Origin of the sequence: Maribellus luteus (assembly GCF_003576475.1) — a bacterium.
Classification (GTDB): Bacteria; Bacteroidota; Bacteroidia; order Bacteroidales; family Prolixibacteraceae; genus Draconibacterium; species Draconibacterium luteum.
This window is the reverse complement of record NZ_QWGR01000010.1, coordinates 45,697-61,962: the sequence shown is the minus strand read 5'-3', so window position 1 is coordinate 61,962 and position 16,266 is coordinate 45,697. Positions and strand designations below refer to the sequence as shown.

Annotated in this window: 10 protein-coding genes; all 10 read right to left on the bottom strand. The window is 45.9% G+C overall.

Annotated elements, in window-relative coordinates:
• Nucleotides 1-56: 56 nt before the first annotated feature.
• Complete coding sequence (locus tag D1614_RS16300) at nucleotides 57-2,798, bottom strand: TrlF family AAA-like ATPase (protein WP_119439032.1); 2,742 nt, start codon at nucleotides 2,796-2,798, stop codon at nucleotides 57-59.
• A 1,934-nt stretch (nucleotides 2,799-4,732) separates the two neighbouring features.
• A complete protein-coding gene (locus D1614_RS16285; protein WP_119439029.1) occupies nucleotides 4,733-6,316 on the bottom strand; it encodes a beta-N-acetylhexosaminidase in 1,584 nt (527 codons plus the stop codon).
• Nucleotides 6,317-6,633: 317 nt separating this feature from the next.
• Nucleotides 6,634-7,701, bottom strand: a complete 1,068-nt coding sequence (locus tag D1614_RS16280) for a dihydrodipicolinate synthase family protein (RefSeq protein WP_119439028.1) — start codon at nucleotides 7,699-7,701, stop codon at nucleotides 6,634-6,636.
• A gap of 13 nt (nucleotides 7,702-7,714) precedes the next feature.
• Nucleotides 7,715-8,752, bottom strand: a complete 1,038-nt coding sequence (locus D1614_RS16275; protein ID WP_119439027.1) for an NAD-dependent epimerase/dehydratase family protein — start codon at nucleotides 8,750-8,752, stop codon at nucleotides 7,715-7,717.
• A complete protein-coding gene (locus D1614_RS16270; protein ID WP_119439026.1) occupies nucleotides 8,749-9,876 on the bottom strand; it encodes a M20 family metallopeptidase in 1,128 nt (375 codons plus the stop codon). The genes D1614_RS16275 and D1614_RS16270 overlap by 4 nt, the downstream gene beginning before the upstream one ends.
• Before the next feature lie 10 nt (nucleotides 9,877-9,886).
• Nucleotides 9,887-11,116: an Nramp family divalent metal transporter gene (locus tag D1614_RS16265; RefSeq protein WP_119439025.1), complete on the bottom strand. Its 1,230-nt coding sequence runs from the start codon at nucleotides 11,114-11,116 to the stop codon at nucleotides 9,887-9,889.
• Nucleotides 11,117-11,137: 21 nt separating this feature from the next.
• Nucleotides 11,138-12,484: a mandelate racemase/muconate lactonizing enzyme family protein gene (locus D1614_RS16260; protein WP_206610052.1), complete on the bottom strand. Its 1,347-nt coding sequence runs from the start codon at nucleotides 12,482-12,484 to the stop codon at nucleotides 11,138-11,140.
• 110 nt (nucleotides 12,485-12,594) lie between these two features.
• Complete coding sequence (locus D1614_RS16255; protein ID WP_119439023.1) at nucleotides 12,595-14,013, bottom strand: Gfo/Idh/MocA family protein; 1,419 nt, start codon at nucleotides 14,011-14,013, stop codon at nucleotides 12,595-12,597.
• A gap of 105 nt (nucleotides 14,014-14,118) precedes the next feature.
• Entirely contained in the window at nucleotides 14,119-15,699 is a 1,581-nt protein-coding gene (locus D1614_RS16250; protein ID WP_162304535.1) for a Gfo/Idh/MocA family protein, read from the bottom strand.
• A gap of 8 nt (nucleotides 15,700-15,707) precedes the next feature.
• The gene (locus D1614_RS16245; protein ID WP_119439021.1) at nucleotides 15,708-16,202 is read right to left on the bottom strand and encodes a DoxX family membrane protein; all 495 of its coding nucleotides are present in this window, start codon (nucleotides 16,200-16,202) and stop codon (nucleotides 15,708-15,710) included.
• Between the last annotated feature and the right edge of the window lie 64 nt (nucleotides 16,203-16,266).

Sequence of the window (16,266 nt, the reverse complement as noted above, 5' to 3'; positions counted from 1 at the left end):
AATCCAGCAAACGACACACCACAAACCCCGCAATGCAATTTACAATTCCTAGTATTTTATATTCCATATTTGTTTTCTCGTTTTTTGAATGCTTCTTCTCCTCCCTCCAGCTTAAGTAACTTCTTTCTATTCTCAACACATTCTATGCTTGTCGAAGTATTAGAGGTATAAACACTTTCATTTGAAATGTCTAAGATGTGAATTAACCCCGCATCTCCATTGATGACAAAGTTTGAATTATGGCTGGCAAAGATGATTTGACGGTCAAATTGCTTTTCTTTAACAAGTCCTACTAAGTAATCAGCTACTAATTTGTTATCCAGATGAGCTTCCGGTTCATCAATAACTAATGGTTTTACTCCTGTCATTAGTAGAGTTACAATTACCGCTGTACATCTTTGACCAAATGAACAAGACTCAAGTTCTTTATTTCCGTAAAATCCTTTAATCTTCAGATACTTGGAAAGATTAAATAAATGCTTTCTAACCAAGTGCAGATAAATCGAATAGTTACCAGTATTCTGAAAAATATTCGAAACAATTTTTACGTAATTATTTTCGCGCCTGTAATTATTTTCGTCGATAAGATTATCTAATCTCTGTTTAAACGCTTTATAATCTAGCTTTAGTAGTTCTTTATCTGGTACAATTAGAAATAATACTTCTTTTACTCTAGAATCAGAGGTACCTGAAATATGATATTCTCTAAATTTGTTATAAAACTCTTCGAATAATTGTTGTTTATAAAATTCAAAATCAAATTCAAAAGTGAAATTAATATCTAGAACATTCTCATCGTTAATCTTAAGCTTGTTATTAATAGCCGTAAGGCTGTTAATAATTAATGCTTCATTCTTGTCGTAAATATTGGATAGTTTATTTATGTCTGTTAAATTTTCTTGATATTGAGCTCTTAGCTTTTCTTCTTCTACTTTAAGTTTATCGATATCTGAACTAACTCTAGCCAAGTTATCAGAAGCCTTTTGAGAATCCTTTATAGTTTCCTCATTTGTACCTTTTTCGATAAAAAATTCTCTTAATTTTTTTGCTTCATCTTCTAAATCTGAATTTATTTTATGGATTCTATTATTTACAGCTTCGTATTTTTTTAAGACTATTTCAATGTCTCCATCTTTTTCCTGCAACTCCTCCAATGACATTAAATGACTTACAATTTCATCAATTCTCGAATCAAAATCATTAGAAATTTTATTCAATTTATAATCTGTAGTTATTCTATGTATTTCTTCAATAATTGAAGCATAGTTTTTTGCACTGTTTTGAATTGAAGTCAATTCTTCTTTGAGTGCTTTAATTTTTGAAGTAATCTCCTTGTATTTATCATCATTTATAGAGTCAATTATTTTTTGAATTGTAAGCTGTTCTTTTTTCTTTTCTCTTGAAGTATTGAAATTCTTAATTAACTTAAAAACAATATCAATATTAGAATCAACCTTGTTTACAGTGTCTTCAAAATCACTCTCAATCTCTATGAAATCGCTTTCAATTTCCTTTATTCTTTCATTAAAAATCAGCTTAGTTAGCTCATTTGCTTCTGCTAATTTTTCAATTTTTCCTTGACTAACAAATTCAATTTCATTGGTTCCAGATATTTCAATATGGTTCGAAGGGTCATTCTCAATATCATAGGTTGAACCATTAATGAGTAGGTCAGACTTTTTGAAGAAATCCGTTTTCTCATTAAGTTTTTCAGCTAACAAATTGATAATTGTACTTTTCCCAGTTCCACGACCTCCAATAATACATGTGAAATAATCACTGAAATAAACAGGTTGTTTTAGTTGCTTCAAACAAAAATCTTGCTGTTCTCTGGAATCTTTTCTCTTAATTAATGTTTGGATTGGGAAATTGAATTTAATATAGTTTAATCTTCTTATAGGTGTTCTAGGCTCTAACTCGTTTATTTTAATCCTAAAAGTTGGCTCATACAGAATTTGCTTTAATCCTTCAAACGTAAGGTCACTTTTTATCCAAGTAACATCCTTAAGAATCTCTACCTTTTGACCTACTTCCTTGGTAACATATTTACCGAGAAAAGTGTCCATGTCATCAAAAGAATGGGCATCACAGCCATTAACTACTGGTTTTGCTTTTGCTAATTCTTCTGTTTCATATCTATCCGTCCGAAGATAATATTCAACATTCTGACGTCCACCGAAAAATGCATCACATAATTTATCAATTTCATCAGTTATAGCTAATTTTCTAGGAGATTTGCTTGGTGGGCGAAGTCCTTGGTTGTTTGCTGCGGCAAGTATAATATATGTTTTCTCTGTTCCAAATATTCGCTTTAAACTTGCTACCAATTCGTTGTGATTAATTGTAGCACTAACAAATTGCTCTTTTTGTAGGTTTTTACATGAGATTTTTGCCCCACCTACATTTGTATGATTTGTTTTTAAATCGGTCAAAAAATCCTCTATTTGATTTTTTTCAATTTGATTTGAAAAAATCACATGAATATTGACCTCTTCGCCTTTGGGATTTACAGATATGTCAAGCCGAAATTCGATATTTAGAAAAAACACCTTTTTAGATTCGGGGAACTTATTTCTATGAAAATCTATGAAGTGAAAAAAATTGTCACAAGAGAAATAGTCAGTAATTCCAAATGCAGCAACAGAGGATTCTTCAATTTTTGTGGAAAATGTATCCCAAATATTCTCATCTCCAACTTGCTTAAAGTTATCGCTCAGTTTTGTAAAAGGAGTATGAATATGTAAATCCCACTTTCTCCAAATGGAGCCTTTTTCAGATGTTTTTTGGTTTGTGTTCATGTTTAGTTAATGTATGTTTTTTGTATTGAGCAGACTCAATTTAATATTAGGCATAACGTACGTGTATATCTCACTGTGCTATACATTTTATTAGTTGCTGTTGTTTTAAGTCGTTGATTTCTTTGGCTTTGATCCTGGAAAACCAAGTGTATTTGTGTTTCGTATTTGCAAGAGATATTTTCAATGTATTGGGAATGATTGATTTTTCGTGCTCTAAAATAAACATAAAGATTGTTGGTAGTACAGCGGCCGATATGTTATAGAGTAGTTTTCAGTTTAATAGGGGTACTTCGGAAGTGCGATTCCCGGTGCACATTTTTTTCCGGAGCTCGAAGAAAATATAAACGTTTCTTAATCATTACTGTCCGGGAAAAACAACTATTCCGACGATTAAACCGATTATGCTGCGCTGCAGCTTAACGGTTTTTTGTCTGTTTGTCTACAACGATCTTGCTGCTCTGCAGCTGATTTTTTAGCAACAGCGTTGCGATGCTATTAATAGAAAACTCGAGGTGAGAAAAAATAAGCCCCATCGGGGCGGAACATCCTGTAGCAGCAAGAATGAAAAGATAGCAGTAGGGGCCAGTTAATCTTACAGATTGCGTCTCCGTTCCTGATCCGACGAACAGATCGCAATAACGTACAATTCAAGGCTTTTTGATAGGGAGAGGGGTACTTCGGAAGTGGGTAGGGGTACTTCAGAAGTGGGTAGGGGTACTTCAGAGGCCCGCGTTTGGGCCTCCGAGGCCCGCGTTTGGGCCTCCGAGGCTCAACGTTGAGGCTCGGAGAAACTAATTTTAGCCTTTTTTGTTAAAAGCCGGGGCAAAAAGGCTCAAGCGCGGGCCTCAATTGTTAAAATTCGGGGCAAAAAGGCTCTCGCTTGAGGCTCTGAGGTTCAAATTAGTTCTTCCGAGGCTGAAATTAGTTTCTCTGAAGCCCAAAGGAGTACTTCGGAGGGGTGACGTTGGGGCTCGGAGGGCAAAATAGCCATTTAACCGTTTAGCAATCACTGGTAGCTAGTTCAGAGTTCAAAGTTCAGAGTGGCTGTGTTGCCGTGATGCCGTGCTGTTGTACTCGCAGCTCATGGCTAGCAGCTCGCAGCTTGTCGTTCAGAGTTGAGCTCTTTGCCCTGTGCTCCATGCTCTTCGCTCCATGCTTCCTGAAAGAGTTGGCTTCGCAAGCTCGCCATGACGCCAAGGGAGAGGTGTTCCGGCAGCGGACAGCAGCAGACAATTTCCCGTTACGACACCTTATGTCCGCTGCCAAACGAAAACAAAAACGGGCGTCATTGCGATTCGTCTGGCAGCAGACGGACGGAGAAGCAATCTGAAGGAGCCGTATTGCTGTAATGCCGTGTCGTTGTACTCGAAGCTCATGGCTCACAGCTCGAAGCTTGTCGTTCAGAGTTGAGCTCTTTGCCCTGTGCTCCATGCTCTTCGCTCCATGCTTCCTGAAGGAGTTGGCTTCGCAAACTCGTCGTAACGTCAACGACGATGTGTTCCGGCAGCGGACAGCAGCAAACAATTTCCAGTTACGACACCTTATGTCCGCTGCCAAACGAAAACAAAACGGGCGTCATTGCGATTCGTCCGGCAGCAGACGGACGGAGAAGCAATCTGAAGGAGCCGTATTGCTGTGGTGCCGTGGTGTTGTGATGCCGTGTTGTTGTACTCGCAGCTCATGGCTAGCAGCTCGAAGCTTGTCGTTCAGAGTTTAGTGTTCAGAGTTCAGAGTTGCGCTCCATGCCCTTCGCTCTATGCTCCATGCCCTTTGCAATTTAACCGTTTTACAATTTAGCAATAGCTTACAATTCGGTGATGCCGTGATGCCGTGTTGCAGAAAAATTATAGCATTTAAGCATTTCTGCATTCAGTCCATCAGTCCATCAACGTAAAAGCTTGTGTCGTTCACCGCTAAAAGTCATTAATTCCCCACTATTTCTGAGGGCCTTTTATTTCGGCGTCTTTCCCCGAGATATGGTCGAAATATTCAATCTGCTCTTTTTGATAGACTTGGAACATCTTCTGTATCCGCTGCTGAAAATCGTTGTAGTCTTTGGCTGCGTCGTTTGTCCAGGCGGCTTCGGCCAGCGCCGCAATACGCGGGAAGGTCATAAACTCCAGCCTCGATGCAGTGGCAATGGTTTCGGTCCATAAGTTGGCCTGAATCCCCAGCACTTTGGGGTTTGCCAACGCCGACACCGGTAAAAATTCTTCGGAAGGAAAACGATACACGCTTTCAACGGGCGCAAATCTCCCGCCCCATTTCCGCCCCGAAGTATGCTCTTCAATTTGTACAAAATCGAAGTACAGCGGGATGCGCGGACACAGGATCACCGGAAAATCCTTTTCGAGCGCTTGCAGCAGAATTTCGGGTTTATCGTGCCGCCACCACATGGTAAGGGCTTTGTCGCTGTCGATACCCGACGAAACCACTTCGTCCCAGCCAATCACTTTCTTTCCCAGCGCTGCCACCGAATCGGTCATCTGCTGCAAAAACCAGTGCTCCACTTCCACCAGGTTTGTCAGGCCCTGCTCTTCCATCAGGCGTTTTACGCCCGGCAGTGTGGGCCATTGCTGGTTTCCAAAACTCACTTCGTCGCCGCCAATGTGAATGTACTGCGACGGGAAAAGCGTGGTTACTTCGCGCAAAATATCGGTTAAAAAGGCATACGTGGCCATGTTTCCCGGGTTGAAGGTAAAGTCGGGGTGTCTTTCAGAGCCGCCCCCGCTGTAATCGGGGTATGCCTTTACGGCAGCCGTGGCATGTCCGGGCATGTCAATTTCGGGGATCACTTCGATAAAACGTGCAGCGGCGTAGGCCACAATCTCCCTGATTTCGTCCTGGGTGTAAAACTGAGCCGGAGCCTGCCGGTTGCTTTGGTTTCCGATGCCGCCCACCTCGGTCAGCAGCGGGTATTTTTTAATTTCGATCCGCCAGCCGGGTTCGTCGGTCAGGTGCCAGTGAAATACGTTGAGCTTCTGCAGTGCCATTTGGTCGAGCAGTCTTTTTACCTCTTCCACCCCAAAAAAGTGACGGGATTCATCGAGCATAAAGCCCCGCCAGCCAAACCGGGGTTCGTCGTCGATCTGTGCGCAGGCAATCTCTCCCGGTGTATCGGAAAACACAAACAGCTGCAACAACGACTGTAATCCGTAAAAACAGCCCTGCCCGGTGGAAGCCTCCACGGTAATTTCTTTGGGGCCGATGGTAAGCCGGTAGCCCTGGGTATTCGTTATTTTCGGGTTATGCACCAGGCGAACGGCAGCCTTCTTGTTCTCCACCACCGACAAGCCGGCCAAACGTTGGGCCGATTCGGCAAATCCGGGAATCAGCGAACGAAAGGCATCGTTGCTGCTAAAAACCGTCAACTCATTTCCACCCGTGAAAACACCTTCGTGCTTCACCACTGCATTGGGACGCGGTATTACGGCCTGCCCCATCGCAAAGCCACTGGCCAATACCAGCCACATCAATAACACTACTTTTTTCCTGCTGCAAAATCGAAACATACTCATCGGTTCAATTATTTTATTGTACAAATTGATTTAGAAGTACTCAAAGCCAGGCGTCTTTCTGCTTTCAAGCCGTTAAAAAACAAATATGTCCATCTCCCCGGCTATTTTTTCGTTCTGAAAAAACTGCCGTGAAGTTATATAAATCATTGATTCCGGGGGTTCTCTTTGCTTTGAAAAATGGGAAATGGCTTTTACTGAAGCCGGTAAACACCGGCGCAGATTTGCAATCGTGCATTTTCTATGTTTTGAAAACAGATTACCCACCTGCGCCGGTGAAAAAGGAAATAACTTTTAGGAACGGAGATAAGTTTCTCCGCTTATTCCAGCCATTTATGCAGGTTTTCCCGCACAAATTCGTCGTCGTTTAAATGAGGATATGCCGCGTATACCCGGTCTATTTCTTCCTTCTGCCCCGGTGAAAGTGCTTCGTCCGGATTCAGGGTCCAGATGCCTTCAAGCAGCCCCTGGCGGCGCAGTACTTCGTGGATTCCGGTTATGCATCCCGCAAAATTGTTGGCCACGTCAAAAAAGGCTGCGTTGCTGTCGGTTATCTGGTTGGCCAGGGTCAGCACCTCCCGGATGTCTCCGTCCATTTCTCCTTGCTGCACTTTTTCCAGCAGCTGAACAGCCGAGCGGGTCCACACCGCCCAATGCCCGAGTAAACCGCCCACAATCTGCTTCTTCACCACTTGTCCGCCCACGTCGATTTTGTATTCCGCCAGCAGATCAACCAGAATATTGTCGTCGTTACCGGTATAAAGCGCAATTTCGTCTGCCCTGCCCGACTCTGCCACGCCCCGCACCACATCAAAAGTATGGTAGCGGTTAAAGGGAGCCATTTTGATGGCAATTACATTTTCAATGCGGGCAAACTCGCGCCAGAAAGTGGTGTCGAGCCTGCGTCCGCCAACAGCAGGTTGCAGGTAAAAACCGATTACCGGCATCACACTCGCTACCGCCCTGCAATGTTCAATAATCTCGTTGTTGGTGGCATTGGCAAAGGCTGCCACGCTTAGCAATACCGCATGAAACCCGCTGTCGAGCGCCTGTTTTGCTTCGGCCACTGCCTGTTCTGTTTTTCCGATTACTCCGGCCACCCGGAAAACGGGTTTATGTTCTTTTGCCTCAAAACGGTCAAATTCTTCCCGCGCAATTTCCAAAACCGGTTTGAAAAGATCTACCCCGGGCCAGCGGATTTCAAACTGGGTGGTATGCACGGCCACGGCCACACCTCCGGCTCCTGCATCCAGGTAATACCGCATAAGCGCGCGCTGGCGGCGTTCATCCAGCTTTCGGTTTTTATCGAGTGCCAGCGGAAGCGCCGGAATCACCGTTCCTTTTTTAAAAGCATCCAATATGTTTTGCTGAATTTCTTTCTTATCCATGTTTCCGTTCTTTTTAATATTTCCCGTCTCTCACTTCGAAATGAGTAGGTTTTCCTAATAATTTTTTGTCTTCCTTCATCCAGGCTGCTGTCCACTGAATGATTTTTTCTACCGGAACTGTTGCCGGGCCAAAAAGAGCACTGGCTTTTGCCGGATTGCTCAACAAAGCTGTTGGAGCTTCTTTGCCACTAAAAACAGGTTCCACATCCAGTAATTCGCCGAATTGCCGGGCAACCGCACGCACCGACAAGGTCTCTTCCCCGGTAATATTCAATGCCAGTGCCGGGCTTTGGGCATGTTCGGTTGAACGCAGCACCATGGCATTCGCATCGCCCTGCCAGATGATGTTAAAATACCCCATGGCCAAATCCACCGGCTGCTGGTTCTTCACCTTTGTTGCGATATCAACCAGTACCCCGTAACGCGGCTCCACGGCATAGTTTAGCCGGATGATCGTTACCGGCGTTCCGTATTTTTTGCTGCCATATTCAAACATCCGCTCGCGCCCCAGACACGACTGAGCATATTCTCCTGCGGGTTCGGGGCGGTCTGTTTCCACCGAGCCTCCCGACTCTACGGGAACCAAAGGGTAAATACAACCCGTTGAATAGGCAACGATCCTCGAGTCTTTAAAATGTTCGGCCACCAAACCGGGCAGAAAAGTGTTCATGCCCCAGGTAAGCGACAGGTTATCTTCGGCGCCAAATTTCATTCCGGCCAGAAAAAATACATTTTTCACTTGGGGCAGACTCTTCAAAAAAGCGGTATCCAGCAAATCGCCCTGGATGGTTTCAATGCCCAGTTCTTCGATGTGTTTCTTTTCTTCCGCATTGCTGAAACGTGAAACCCCGATGATTCTCCTTTTCACACCGGCTTCGTCACACGCCCGCCGGGCCATGTGTGCCAGCGAAGGACCTATTTTTCCGGCAATCCCTAAAAAGATAATGTCTCCGTCCAGGCGTCTGGCCCACTCAACTACCTCTTTCCCCGGACGCGACATTTGCTCTTCCAGTGCGTCTTCGGTTTCAAATTTATCCGGATATTTCCTCATTGTAAACTATCTCCTTTCAAAATTATATTCGTGTATATTTCTACTGCATTTGTAAGTTTATCCAAACAACAAAACTCATCTGTTTTGTGTGCCATTTCAGGTTCTCCCGGCCCCAGAATTACCAGCGGAGCCCCGTTAAAAGCAGGTTGAAGCACAGCTCCGTCCGTCAGGTAAGGGAGCGACTTTGGATAACCCGCCGTTTGCCCGGTAACTCCACATGTACTGTAAACGAGCTGCACAAAAGTATCTGCTTCGTTTGTCGATACGGCCTCCATATCAACCAGTGTTTCAATGGCAACGTCTGTTCCCAGTGCCTGCGTCAACCGCTGGAGCAGATCACTGTGCTTAGTATGGGGCGTGGTTCTTGCATCGATGGTAAATAGGGCATAATCGGGCACCGAATTCAGATTCGCTCCCCCCTGCATTTTTCCCACATTCAGCGTTGAAAGGCCCAGCAAAGGATGCTTTTCCTCTTTAAAATCAAAACTTTCGGCCTTTAAAATGGCGCGCGCTACTTTGTAAATGGCATTATCGCCCAGGTGCGGCATCGACGAGTGAGCGGTTTTACCGGTAGCCGTTACATTCAAATAAAGTGCTCCCTTGTGTCCGATGGCAGGGATGTTTCCGGTGGGCTCGGCCACCACAATTCCTTTTGCCTCCGCAAACTCTTTGTAAGTTGAAACAAGATGTTTGGCTCCCTGGCAACCGGTTTCCTCCCCCGCTGTAAAAACAAGGCAAACATTCGCATCAGGCTTTTGCTTTACCGCACGAATGGCGGCAACCATCATCGCTGCCAGCCCGCCTTTCATATCACTCGAACCGCGGCCGTAAACTTTGCCGTCTTTGATGTCTCCCCCAAGCGGGGAAACAGTCCAGTTTTCCACGGCAAAAGGAACCGTATCAAAATGACCGGAAAAAACCAGGGGACGCTCTCCTTTCCCGCTTCTATTTCGGGCCACCAGGTGCAAACGGTTCTCTTCGTAAGGTATGTATTCCACCTCAAAACCATTTCCGGCGAGCCATGCACCGCATAGTTTTGCAGCACTTTCCTCGTTGCCCGGCGGATTAACCGTATTCAGCCGGATCAGCTCACGTGTTAAGTCTGTTACATCAGGAATTGGCATAATTTTTTAGTTACAGTGATTGAATATAAACGACGATTTTATTGTACATAAAATAAACCATGATGCTGATCAGGATGAACCCCAGAATGGCTAATACATTTTGCCAGGTATTGTTCTTCAACTTGCCCATTACTTTAGCATTGTTCATGATCAAAACAATACCGGCGGCAATTAAGGGAACCGCCAAAATAGAAGATGCCGAAGCTAAAATGAGGGCATAAACCGCATCGCCTTTAAAAAACACAGCCACCAGCATCCCGATCAATAGTATAACAGAAGTAAAAACTTTGGGCATTTTTTCATTCATCGAACGCCCCAGCCCCAAACCATCGGAAAGAAGGCCCCCTCCCATCACAGCATTCACCATCAGCGATGAAAAAGCAGCCGCAGAAAGCCCGATACTGAAAACGATTTTAGCCGAACTGCCGAATAAGGATTCCAGTTGCATGGCCATATCAGCTGCCGAGCGAACCATTATTCCCTGTGGGTGAAGAATGGCAGCCGAGGTGGTTATTAAAAGGATGGAGACAGCCGCCAGTACGAAAATTCCCATGTAGGTATCCGTCAATCCTTTTTTCAGGCTTGAAATTTTCCAGCCTTTGTCCTGGGCAAAATACGCCTGATAGATCGACCCGTGCAAAACAAACGTGGTTCCCACCAAAGCAGCTATTATATCCAGATTTTCAAGGGCAAAGGAATGCGGAATAAACCCGGAGGCCAGTTGCACCGGATCAGGTTTAGCCAGCACGAGATTAAAAAAGAAGGCCAGGATCATGATCATAACCATACCTACCATTAGCTTTTCCAGTATTTTGTATAGGTTTTTAGCCCAGAAAACCAGGAGCATTCCCAGCGGTGTAAAAACAAACGGCCATACCCGTTCATCCACTCCGCTTATTCCTTCCATGGCAATTCCAATCCCCAGGTTGTTTCCAAACTGGAAACTGCAAGCCGACAGAAAAGCGGAAATCCCGATTACACCGGCAAACCAGCGGCCGTAGTTCGAAGCGATGGACTGTAAAATAGAGTCCTTGTTGGAGACTCCAAAGCGAAGTGCCATCGAAGCATAAGCCACCATTGAAATTCCGGCCGGCACAATGACCCACAGAAACGCATACCCATGTTCCGAGCCTATCCGGGAGGCCACCGTAATACTTCCCGGGCCCAGGGCCGCAGAAGCCACTATAAATCCGGGCCCCAGCGACCTGAAAAACTCTTTTATTTTTTTTAGAAAATTCATTCTTACCTCTTCAATTGAAAATTAGTTCGCGAATAATTCGTTGTAATGTTCTGATGGCTGAAAAATGCCGCCTCCGTCTTTAAAAAACTCCTCACCGGTGGTGAACAGCCCCTTGCTGACATTCACCCAGGGCTTGTTACGGTCGGGCAGGTAGCCCATCATTTTTTCCCAGTTCCGGTAATTCTGATGTCCGTTGCTCTCGAGCAGGCCCAGGTTCTGAAGCCCCGGGAATGGTTTCAGCCGGGCGGCAATGTTCCTGTTCCATTCCACCAAAACGGGATTCACGGTTAAATCGGCACAAAAACACGGAACATCCCTGTCGGTGGCGGCTTTGGCAATTTTCATGGTCATGCTCAGTGTTTTGGCAATGGGTTTAAGCGCCACCGCCCGGTATCCCATTTCAATCCGCTTTTCGGTATCCACATCGGTATGGGCACTTTCATCGGCCGCAAGACGTACCGGGATGTCGCTTACATCCGTTTCATGTTCTTCCGGAAAAGGCTCTTCGATAATAGCAATCTGCTCAAATGCACCTATCTTTTGGGCATGATCCAGAAACCGGAGAAAGGTTTCTTTGGTCTCGTACCGCCCGTTTGCGTCAAAATAGTAAGGGAGTTTGCCCGACTGGGTGTGCGGTGTTCGGACATCTTTTAGCATTTCATGAAGGGCACTCAGGCGTTCGGTATCTTTCTGCAGCATCTCCTCCTGTGAACCCGGCTGCCCGATTTTTATCTTCATAAAAAAGTAACCCTCATCAACCGTCTGTTTTAACTGTTCGGGCGTTGTTCCATACGAAATCAGCGGAATAGCTGCAATTTTTTGGTGTTTTTCCGAAAAGGTTGGCCGGTATTCGGCCGGAATCATCTGGTCGAAACCGGTAATCCCGTTCTCTTTTGCATACAACAGCCAAAGCGCATTGTCCACGGCCACAAGGGCATTTAGTACAAATGTTTTCCGAAGGTGAGGATTGCCCGTCACTTTTTTGCCGTAAGCAAGCAACTCGTCCATGATGCTCTCCAGTAATTCCACGGGGTTGGTATAATACTGGCCTTTGAGTATCTCCAAAGCCCTTTGGGTGATGGCATACATCATTGCGTTACCTTCTGTTTCGGAGTGGTTCAAAAATACCTTCTGATCCGACCACAATACGCTTTGTGTGCCCAGGCCTACCACCTTGTTGTTGCCGGAACCGCTTAACCGCGCTGCCGTTTGCCACAGTTCCGACAAGTAGCCGCCTTTAAAACCGAAGGGCTGAAGCAGCGGTTCTTTTTCCACGGCCGATGCAGTATCTGCAATGTATATTTTACCGGGGGACTGCGAGCTGCAACTTCCGGGCACAATGTTGCACATACCCAAAAGACAGAGCATGCCGGAGTCTTTTAAAAATCTACGTCGTTCCATTGCGGAATTTTAGTGCTGCCGCACGTTTCATAAAAGAAAGTTTCCCCACTGAATGCCCAATGGGGAAATGCAGCTATTTATAATTGCCAGGGTTTCCGGTATTCGTACGACAATAACTTGTTGGCTTCGTCGCAGTTGGTGATCATTTCCTTTTCGGCATCCCACTTAAGGGTTTGCTGCACCTGCAAAGAGATGGTTGCCAAATGGGCCATGTTCGTGGAAAGGTGTCCCTCTTCGAGCGAAACCATGGGCATTTCGCGCGATTTCACACAATCCAGGAAGTTGCGCACAATATTGGCTCCCGGATTGGCGTACGTGCCATCCGACAGTTTTCCGTTGCCGGCGCTTTCCACCTCGTAGCTTTCGTCTGCCATCAGCTTGTCCCAGGTCTGAAACTGACCGCTTGATGTGGAAACAATCTTGTATCCGTTGTTTCCCTCGGCATAGAGTGTTCCTTTGGTTCCGCGCATTTCCAGGAATCCCTGGCGAACCAGGCTGCCGGAACTGCCTTCGAGCTGGGTAAAGGAGACAATCGCTCCGGACGGGAATTCAAAAATCGTTTGCATGGTGTCAGGAATCGTGCGGTCGTCGTCCACCACATATTTTCCTCCCAGGGTAGTAACCGAAACCGGTGCTTTTTCATTTAACAACCACCGAATCAGGTCAAGCGAGTGTACCCCGTTGTTCAAAACCTGGTTGTCGTATTCTTCCCACCAGCGGAACATGTAGGGTGCAATATTGTACTGGTACGGCCTATAAGGTTTGGGGCCCAGCCACATGTCCCAGTCGAAATTCTTCGGCGGTTTTTCGGGTTTCATTTTCCCGATGCCGTTGGGTGCCATGTTTGAAACATGACTGCTTAAAGCAAAAGTTACTTTTCCGATCTTTCCTGCGGGGATTTCCTGTGCCAGCCGTTGATACGTTCCCGAGCCCCGGCGGTTTAAACAAACCCCGGCCACCTGGTTACTTTTCTCCCAGGCTTTTATGATCGCCCTTCCTTCGTGAATGCTTTTGGTAAGCGGTTTCTCTACCAGCACGTCTTTTCCTGCCTCTATCGAATCGATGGTTTGAAGCGCATGCCAGTGATCCGGCGTGCCGATATAAACGGCATCAATGGTTTTATCTTCCAGCAACTTACGGTAGTCGGCATAACGGCCCACATCTTTGCCAAAGTTTTCGCCCATTTGCGGAATCTGGCGCGGACGGGTTTCGATGTACCGCGGATCTACCTGCGAACGGTCGCGGGTTATGTACGGTTCATAAACATCGCACAGGGCTGCCACTTCGCAATCGGCTTCGTTCATAAACTCATGCATTACCTGCGTGCCCCGGTTTCCAACCCCGATAAAACCAACCCTGATTTTATCGTTCGATCCCAGTATCCGGGAATAACTTTTCGCACTTACCGATTGTGCGCCAAGAGTAAGGCCTGCTGCCACCATGCTGGTCTGAGACAAAAAGGCACGACGCGTAGTCTTTTTTATATTTTCTTCCATAGTTCATAAGGTTTAAAAGTGGATAGAAACTGCATCAGGAACGCTCTCTCTATCCCTCTGATTAGCAGTTAGAATATTTATTCATTTTGAAGATCGATCCTTCACTTATACAATTTTCTTGTTCTCGCTGTCCCAGCTCATTGTTCGCTTTTCGAGGTAAGACCGATGTGCCATAATACAGGCAATTCCTTCCTGAAATGCCATTTCGATGTTGGCACTCGGAGTTCCGCCGTTCCGGATACACTCCAGCCATTCGAGCAGGTGGAGGTGTGTAACATCCACATTTCGTCCGTTGATACTGGTGGTAGTCAGTCCCCTCGATGCATAATATTTTTCGGAAGCGGAGCTTACAGCATCAATTTGCCCGGCACCCGGGTTAAACGAAATCATGGGTGCTCCGGGGTCTATTGCTCCCGAACGGATTCCTTCTGCATAGCGGGTTGAATTTTGATCAGCCATAATAATGGCATTGTTTCCCAGTTCCATCGAAGCATCGTGTCCCATAAACACCCGTCCGCGGCCACGACTGGAGGCGAGGTTACCGCTGTAAAGCAGGGTTAAGTCGCGGTTCGGATATTCAAACACACAATGCAGCGAGTCGGGCATTTCGCGGTTATCTTTCCAGTAGTAAATACCACCGGAGGAAGTAACCGACTGAGGAATACCGATGTGCAGCAGCTGGTTTACCGCATCGAACTCGTGGGTAAACAATTGCCCGATCATCCCGGTGTCGTAATCAAACCACTTGGTCCAGTTGTAATATCGGTCGACACTGAAAGGAGCATCCGGAGCATTTCCCAACCACTGTTTCCAGTCGATGGTGTCCTCGTTTCCCGGTTTCGGATTTCCGTTCGGATCCAAATGCCTGATCCAGGCTCCGTTGGCAGTATTCCGGTTCGAGGTGGTTTCTATCAGCGTAATTTTGCCCAGAATATTTTTTTTGATAATCTCTTTGGCTTGCTGAAACACAATACTCTGTGTAATCTGATGGCCCAGCTGGTACACAACCTGGCTGTTTTTTACGGCCGTATAAAGTTCGTTTAGCTCTTCTTCGTTCAATGCCGGACTTTTTTCGCAATAAATGTGCTTACCGGCGCGGGCTGCTTCGGTGGCAATGCGCGCATGATGATGGTCGGGCGTGGCAATAATCACCGCGTCAATATCTTTATCCGCCAACATTTCCTGGTACGAGGCATACCTTTTTACGGGTAGTTTGGGCGCATCCTGCCCGCCGGGACGAATCTCATTCCCGGCTGTGGCCATTCCTTTTTGAGCATGCAGGTCAAACACGTCGCAAATCCCGGTAATGGCTACGTTCAGGTATTCCTGTCCCAGCCAGTCGGTCAGCGTGTTGTTTTGCTGTCCTTTTTTCACCTCCATTGGGTGCATAAAACCCAGCGCTTTGGACAACTGTGTGGCCCGTGTTCCAAATCCAATAAACCCGATTCGAATCAGCTCCCCGGAAGGTTTCGTTTTGCCATAATTACTTTCCGGAAATTCGATGGAATCAAGTCCGAGTTCCTTTAAAACCGAATTTCTTTTTTCAATGGCGTAGTTATTCTTTTTGAATATCTCAAATCCCATAAAACCGACAACCGGCAGGCCAGCCAGTGCTTTTAGCACGGTTCTGCGCTGCATCCCCTCGTTCGATCTGTTATCGCTTTCCTTTGAACTTTCTGCTTTCATTCTGTCTGTCATTTCGCTCCTCCTTTCTCTTGTTTACGTTTTAGCAGCCATGCATCGAGCCCGAATATTTTACTCGTGGGAAACAATGCCAGAACACACAATGCGCCTGCTTCAATAAGAGTTTTATTAACAATAAGATTGTTCCCATCGGTAGGCAGGGAGTATTCCAAACCGGTAAGTGGCGGGGCATTCAAATAGTAAACAAATACCAGTACAGCGCCGGAAATTGCTGCTACCCGGGAAAAGATTCCGAGTATCAACCCCAGACCGATCGCGATTAAGCCCCAGGTATTCAAAAAATCAACCGTAGCTAAAATGCCGCTGTTTGACATCACCCAATCGGCAAATCCGGAAAGTATCCACGTTGACTCTTTCAGAAAACCGGCAGAAGTCCACTGCGGGTTTAGCAACTTGGCGATCCCTTCGTACAGAATATGCCAGCCAACCAAAAATCGCAATACCACCAGTGTGGTCAATTGCAGGTTTGAATAGTTTTGTCTCATCTTTTTATACGTTTTTACAGCCTTCTTTTGGTTTGTTTCTGTTCACCGTTTGGCGGCAAATAAT

Bases quoted from the DNA above. Each gene is read 5' to 3' on its own strand.
- D1614_RS16300 (WP_119439032.1), bottom strand. From the start codon at position 2,798: ATGAACACAAACCAAAAAACATCTGAAAAAGGCTCCATTTGGAGAAAG.
- D1614_RS16285 (WP_119439029.1), bottom strand. From the start codon at position 6,316: ATGAGTATGTTTCGATTTTGCAGCAGGAAAAAAGTAGTGTTATTGATG.
- D1614_RS16280 (WP_119439028.1), bottom strand. From the start codon at position 7,701: ATGGATAAGAAAGAAATTCAGCAAAACATATTGGATGCTTTTAAAAAA.
- D1614_RS16275 (WP_119439027.1), bottom strand. From the start codon at position 8,752: ATGAGGAAATATCCGGATAAATTTGAAACCGAAGACGCACTGGAAGAG.
- D1614_RS16270 (WP_119439026.1), bottom strand. From the start codon at position 9,876: ATGCCAATTCCTGATGTAACAGACTTAACACGTGAGCTGATCCGGCTG.
- D1614_RS16265 (WP_119439025.1), bottom strand. From the start codon at position 11,116: ATGAATTTTCTAAAAAAAATAAAAGAGTTTTTCAGGTCGCTGGGGCCC.
- D1614_RS16260 (WP_206610052.1), bottom strand. From the start codon at position 12,484: ATGCTCTGTCTTTTGGGTATGTGCAACATTGTGCCCGGAAGTTGCAGC.
- D1614_RS16255 (WP_119439023.1), bottom strand. From the start codon at position 14,013: ATGGAAGAAAATATAAAAAAGACTACGCGTCGTGCCTTTTTGTCTCAG.
- D1614_RS16250 (WP_162304535.1), bottom strand. From the start codon at position 15,699: ATGAAAGCAGAAAGTTCAAAGGAAAGCGATAACAGATCGAACGAGGGG.
- D1614_RS16245 (WP_119439021.1), bottom strand. From the start codon at position 16,202: ATGAGACAAAACTATTCAAACCTGCAATTGACCACACTGGTGGTATTG.